This is a genomic window from Streptomyces sp. R818 (genome assembly GCF_056172735.1).
The window spans coordinates 350,751-357,126 of sequence record NZ_JAOCNE010000001.1 but is presented as its reverse complement, the minus strand read 5'-3'; the positions used below and the strand labels follow the sequence as shown (position 1 = coordinate 357,126).

Below are 6,376 nucleotides of genomic sequence, written 5' to 3'. Positions count from 1 at the left end.
CCCGCCGCCGTCGCCTACTTCTCGCCCGAGTTCGGCATCACGGCCGCGCTGCCGCAGTACTCCGGCGGCCTCGGCATCCTCGCGGGCGACCACCTCAAGGCCGCAAGCGATCTCGGGGGTGCCGCTGATCGGCGTAGGGCTGCTCTACCGGCACGGGTACTTCCGGCAGTCGCTGTCGAGGGACGGCTGGCAGCAGGAGACGTACCCCGTCACCGACCCGAACGAGCTGCCGTTGTCCTTACTCTGCGAGCCCGACGGCAGCCCCACCCACATCGCGCTCGCGCTGCCCGGCGGGCGCCGGCTGCTCGCGCGCGTGTGGCAGGCGCAGGTCGGCCGGGTGCCGCTGCTCCTCCTCGACTCCGACGTGGAGGAGAACGACGCGCACGAGCGCGAGGTGACCGACCGGCTCTACGGGGGCGGCAGCGAGCACCGGCTGCTCCAGGAGATGCTGCTCGGCATCGGCGGCGTACGGGCGGTGCGCGCGTACTGCCGTCTCACCGGGCACCCCGCGCCCGAGGTGTTCCACACCAACGAGGGGCACGCCGGGTTCCTCGGCGTGGAGCGCATCGCCGAACTGAGCGCCGACGGGCTGGACTTCGACGCCGCGATCGAGGCGGTCCGCGCCGGGACCGTCTTCACCACGCACACGCCCGTGCCCGCCGGGATCGACCGCTTCGACCGCGAGCTGGTCGCCCGGCACTTCGGCGGCGCCGCCGAACTTCCCGCGCTCGATGTGAACCGCATCCTCGGCCTCGGCATGGAGACGTACCCGGGCGGCGACCCGAACGTCTTCAACATGGCGGTGATGGGGCTCAGGCTCGCCCAGCGCGCCAACGGCGTCTCCACCCTGCACGGCTCGGTCAGCCGGGGCATGTTCGCGGGTCTGTGGCCCGGGTTCGACCCGGAGGAGGTGCCGATCGCCTCCGTGACGAACGGGGTGCACGCGCCGACCTGGGTCGCGCCCGAGGTCTACCGGCTCGGCGCCCGCCAGATCGGCGAGCGGCGCACCGAGGACGCCCTGTCGGTCGGCGGCTCGGACCGCTGGGACGCGGTCGGCGAGATCCCCGACCGGGACATCTGGGAGCTGCGGCGCGAGCTGCGCGGCCAGCTCGTGGAGGAGGTGCGCACCCGGCTCGCCGCGTCCTGGCGCCAGCGCGGCGCGTCCGGCGCCGAGCTGGGCTGGATCGACTCGGTCCTCGACCCGGACGTCCTCACCATCGGCTTCGCCCGGCGCGTCCCCTCGTACAAGCGGCTCACGCTGATGCTGCGCGACCCCGACCGGCTGATGCGGCTGCTGCTCGACGAGGAGCGGCCCGTGCAGATCGTCGTCGCGGGCAAGGCGCACCCGGCCGACGACAGCGGCAAGCGCCTCGTCCAGGAGCTGGTGCGGTTCACGGACGACCCGCGCGTGCGCCACCGCATCGTGTTCCTGCCCGACTACGGCATGGCGATGGCCCAGAAGCTCTACCCGGGCTGCGACATCTGGCTCAACAACCCGCTGCGGCCGCTGGAGGCGTGCGGCACGTCCGGGATGAAGGCGGCGCTCAACGGCTGCCTCAACCTCTCGGTCCTGGACGGCTGGTGGGACGAATGGTTCGAGCCGGACTTCGGCTGGGCCATCCCCACCGCCGACGGCACGGCCACCGACGAGCACCGCCGCGACGACCTGGAGGCCGCCGCGCTCTACGACCTCCTGGAGCGCCGGGTCGCGCCCCGCTTCTACGAGCGCGGGCCCGAGGGGCTGCCGGACCGCTGGATCGAGATGGTCCGCCAGACCCTGACCCACCTGGGTCCGAAGGTCCTCGCGGGCCGCATGGTCCGCGAGTACGTCGAGAAGCTGTACGCGCCCGCCGCCCGCGCCGACCGGGCGCTCACCCCGGACGCGGCCCGGGAGCTCGCGGCGTGGAAGGCGCGGGTCCGCGCGGCCTGGCCCCGGGTCGCCGTCGACCACGTCGAGGCGGAGACGGCCACGGCGGCGGAGCTGGGCGCGACCCTCTCCCTGCACGTCCGCGTCGCCCTCGGCGACCTCGGCCCCGAGGACGTGGAGGTGCAGGCGGTCGCGGGCCGCGTCGACGCCGAGGACCGCATCGCCGACGCCTACACGGTCCCGCTCAAACCGGTCGCGGGCCCCGACACGGAGAACCGCTGGTCCTACGAGGGCCCCCTCTCCCTGGACCGCACGGGCCCCTACGGCTACACGGTCCGCATCCTCCCGTCCCACCGCCTGCTGGCGTCGGCGGCGGAGGCGGGCCTTGTGGCGGTGCCGTCGGAGGCGGTGGGGGAGGGCGCAGGAGTGCTCATGCGGTGACACGCGACGGCGCCCGGACCGCGCGGGTCCGGGCGCCGTCGCGTGCAGGGCGGGGTTACTTGACGTTCACGGCCGTCCAGGCCGCGGCCACGGCCTTGTACTCGGCCGAGGAGGTGCCGTACAGGGCGCCGGCCGCGCTCAGGGTGGCGGTGCGGGCCTTCGCGTAGTTGGTGGTCGACGTGAAGTACGTCGTCAGGGCCTTGAACCAGATCTTCTCGGCCTTGGCGCGGCCGATGCCGGTGACGGTGGAGCCGTCGGAGGTGGGCGAGTCGTAGGAGACGCCGTTGATGGTCTTCTTTCCGCTGCCCTCGCTGAGCAGGTAGAAGAAGTGGTTGGCGATGCCCGAGGAGTAGTGGACGTCGACGTTGCCGGCGCCGGACTTCCAGGCGTCGAGCGAGGCGCCGTCCTTGCTGGGCTTGTCCATGTAGCGCAGCGGGGTGCCGTCGCCGTTGATGTTGATCTTCTCGCCGATGAGGTAGTCGCCCGGGTCGGACGCGTTGTTGGCGTAGAACTCGACCGAGGTGCCGAAGATGTCGGACGTCGCCTCGTTCAGGCCGCCGGACTCACCGCTGTAGACGAGGCCCGCGGTCGCCGAGGTGACGCCGTGGCTCATCTCGTGCGCGGCCACGTCGAGCGAGGTGAGCGGGTTCTTGTTGCCCGTGCCGTCGCCGTAGGTCATGCAGAAGCAGCTGTCGTCCCAGAACGCGTTGACGTAGGCGTTGCCGTAGTGGACGCGGGAGTAGGCGCCCTTGCCGTCGCCCTTGATGCCGTTGCGGCCCTGCACGTTCTTGTAGTAGTCCCAGGTCACCTGGGCGCCGTAGGCGGCGTCGACGCCGGCGGTCGCGGCGTCGGTGGTCGTGCCGTTGCCCCACACGTCGTCGGCGTCGGTGAACAGGGTGCCCTTGCCGGACGAGCCGTTCTTGAGGTTGTACGTGGAGTGGCCGCCGCGGGTCGCGTCCGTGAGGGAGTAGGTCGAGCCGGACTTGGTGGTGCCGATTGTGACGGTGCCGCTGTAGCGCGACTTGCCGGTGCCGGTCTGGACCGTGTCGAACTCGAAGATCTTCTTGCCGGTCGCCGCGTCGGTGACGACGTGCAGCTTGCTCGGCGTGCCGTCCTCGTGCGTACTGGCGACGACCTTCTCGTACGCGAGTCTCGGCGTGCCGCTCGCGGCCCAGACGACCTTGCGGGCGCCGGACGGGGCGGCCTTGAGGGTGGCGCCGGCGGTGGCCACGTCGAGGGACTTGGCGGTGGCGCGGGTGACGCCCTCGCGGACGCCGGACTTCGACTCGTGGACGACCAGGTCGCCGCCGAGGACGGGCAGCCCGTCGTAGGTCCGCTCGTAGCGGGTGTGGGTGGTGCCGTCGCGGTCCTTGACCACGTCGCGGACGACGAGCTTCTCCTTCGAGCCGAGCTTCAGCTCCTTCGCCGTCTCGGCGGTCTTCGCGCTCGCGTCCTGCACGAGACCGGCGCGGGCCGATGCGCTCAGGGCCAGGGGCGTGGCCGAGGGGGCCGCGGGCTGGGCGGCGGCGCCGGTGGCGGTGAACGTTCCGGCGACCAGGGCGCCGGCGGCGACGGCGGTGGCGAGGGAGAGAGCGGTGCGGCGGGATATGTGGGAGGTCACGAAGAAAGCTCCTTGCAAGCGAAGTGGGGGAGCGAGCTTTGCCGTGCAGATGGTGCGTGTGGTGCATGTGACGCTGTCGGTGCGGGGAAACTCTGGCAGTTGAGAGCTGTACATGTCATGTACGTGATCGCAGGTTGGCCGGAATTCGTTCGTTGAGCGAAAACTGACTCCCGTATTGCGAACAGCATGTGAACGGATTCGCGCGCGGGAAACAAGGAGGAAACGTGAACGGGCGCGCCGTCCCCGGGAGTTGATTCACCGGGGGCGGCGCGCCCAGACCGTGCGGCCCGTTTACGGGAACGTCAGCTTGAACTGGTTGATGTAGCCGGTGTCCGCCGCGCCGAGGTCCTTGACCTGGAGTTTCCAGGTGCCGTTGGCGGTCTCGGTGGAGGCGTTGACCGTGTACGTGGTCTGGATGTTCGGGGTCGGGTCGTACGTCGACGAGTGCAGCCGGTACGCCCTCCCGCTCGGGCCGATCAGGTCGACCTGGAGGTCACCGCTCCACGTGTGCACGATGTCGACGCCGACCTTCAGCGTGGACGGCGCGTTGCCGCTGATGCCGGAGACCGTGAGGGACGAACTGACCGCCGCGCCCGGGTAGTCCGGGATGTTGTAGTTGGCGTCGTTGGTGAACACCTTGCCGGTGCCCGGGTCGCCGCCGCCGGAGCGGGCGCCGACGTTGATCGCCGCGAACGCGTCCTGGACCGCCTTGTACTCGGTGGACGTCGTCCCGTACAGCTCACCGGCGGCCGCGAGGGCACCGGTGCGGGCGCCCGCGTAGTTGGTGGTCGAGGTGAACTTCGTGGTCAGCGCCTTGTACCAGATCAGCGCCGCCTTGTCGCGGCCGATGCCGGTGACGGGCAGGCCGTCGGAGGTCGGGGAGTCGTAGCTCGTCCCGTTGACGACCTTCGCGCCGCTGCCCTCGCTGAGCAGGTAGAAGAAGTGGTTGGCCGGGCCCGACGAGTAGTGCACGTCGACGCTGCCGATACCGGAGTACCAGGAGTCCTTCGACGCGCCGTCCTTGCTGGGCTTGTCCATGTAGCGCAGCGGGGTGCCGTTGCCGTTGATGTTGATCTTCTCGCCGACGAGGTAGTCGCCCGGGTCGGACGTGTTGTTGGCGTAGAACTCGACGGCCGCGGCGAAGATGTCGGAGGTCGCCTCGTTCAGACCGCCGGACTCACCGCTGTAGTTGAGGCCGGCGGTGTTCGAGGTGACGCCGTGCGTCATCTCGTGCGCGGCCACGTCCAGGGAGGTCAGCGGCTTGCTGTTGCCGCTGCCGTCGCCGTAGGTCATGCAGAAGCAGCTGTCGTCCCAGAACGCGTTCACGTAGTTGTTGCCGTAGTGGACCCGGCTGTACGCGCCGACGCCGTTGCCCTTGATGCCGCTGCGGCCGTGCACGTTCTTGTAGTAGTCCCAGGTCAGCGCCGCGCCGTAGTGCGCGTCGGCGGCGGCCGTCTCGGTGTTGCTCGCGCTGCCGTTGCCCCACACGTCGTCCGGGCCCGAGAAGAGGGTGCCGGTCCCCGAGGTGCCGCGGTTCAGGTTGTACGTCTTGTGGTTGCCGCGCGCGGTGTCGGTCAGCGTGTACGACGATCCGGACTGCGCGGTGCCGAGCGTGACGGTCCCGCTGTACTGGGTGTTGCCGGTGCCGTTCTCGATGCCCTGCCACTCGTGCAGCTTCTTGCCGGTCGCCGCGTCGGTGATGACGTGCAGCTCGTTCGGCGTGCCGTCCTCCTGGAGGCCGCCGACGACGGTCTCGTACGCGAGGGTGGGCTGCCCCTTGGCCGCGCCCTGGCCCAGCCAGACGACCTTGCGCGGCGCCCGGTCGGCCTCGGTCTTCTTCGAACCGTCGGCCCTGGCGAGGGTCAGCGCCTGCGACTCGGCCGCGGCCGGCTTCACGTCGGCCGTCGTGTCCACGCCCTTGAGCTGGGCCTTCGACGCCTTCGTGACGCCCTGCTCGGCGCCCGCCTTCGTCTTCTCGACGATCAAATCACCGCCCAGTACGGGCAGTCCCGCGTAGGTGCGCTCGTAGCGGGTGTGGGTCGTACCGTCCTGGTCCTGCAGCACGTCCCGGACGACGAGCTTCTCCTGGGCGCCCAGGCCGAGCTTCTTCGCGGTGTCGGCCTTCGCCTTGGTGGTGTTCGCCGCGCGCAGCAGCTCCGCGCGCTTGGCGGGGGAGAGCTTCGCGGGCAGGGCGCCCGGGTCGGCGCCGCGCGTGGCGTTCGCCGTGATGGCCGTCGCGGCCTGCGCCGTGTCCGCGCCCGCGCCGGCGGAGGCCGGGCCCGACTGGAACGCGACGGCCAGCAGGGCGGTGACGGCACCGACGGCCGCGGCTGCCGTGGCCCGGCGTCTGTGGGAGGTGGAGGAGGTGCTTCTCAACGCTGACTCCTTCTGCGCGGCCGCATGTGGGTGTGCGGCCAGTGAGGACCGGGCGGCGGGTGGCCGGCCGG

Annotated in this window: 2 protein-coding genes and 1 pseudogene; 1 reads left to right on the top strand and 2 read right to left on the bottom strand. The window is 71.1% G+C overall.

What is annotated here, in order from left to right; genetic code table 11:
• A pseudogene (glgP, locus tag N5I75_RS01535) lies at positions 1-2,308 on the top strand (alpha-glucan family phosphorylase); the annotation flags it as partial.
• Between the two features lie 55 nt (positions 2,309-2,363).
• Here the strand turns inward: glgP and N5I75_RS01530 are convergent.
• Together N5I75_RS01530 and N5I75_RS01525 are read right to left on the bottom strand one after the other, a co-directional pair.
• Positions 2,364-3,929: a M4 family metallopeptidase gene (locus N5I75_RS01530; RefSeq protein WP_476673437.1), complete on the bottom strand. Its 1,566-nt coding sequence runs from the start codon at positions 3,927-3,929 to the stop codon at positions 2,364-2,366.
• Positions 3,930-4,220: 291 nt separating this feature from the next.
• Positions 4,221-6,305: a M4 family metallopeptidase gene (locus N5I75_RS01525; protein ID WP_476673435.1), complete on the bottom strand. Its 2,085-nt coding sequence runs from the start codon at positions 6,303-6,305 to the stop codon at positions 4,221-4,223.
• Positions 6,306-6,376 lie beyond the last annotated feature (71 nt).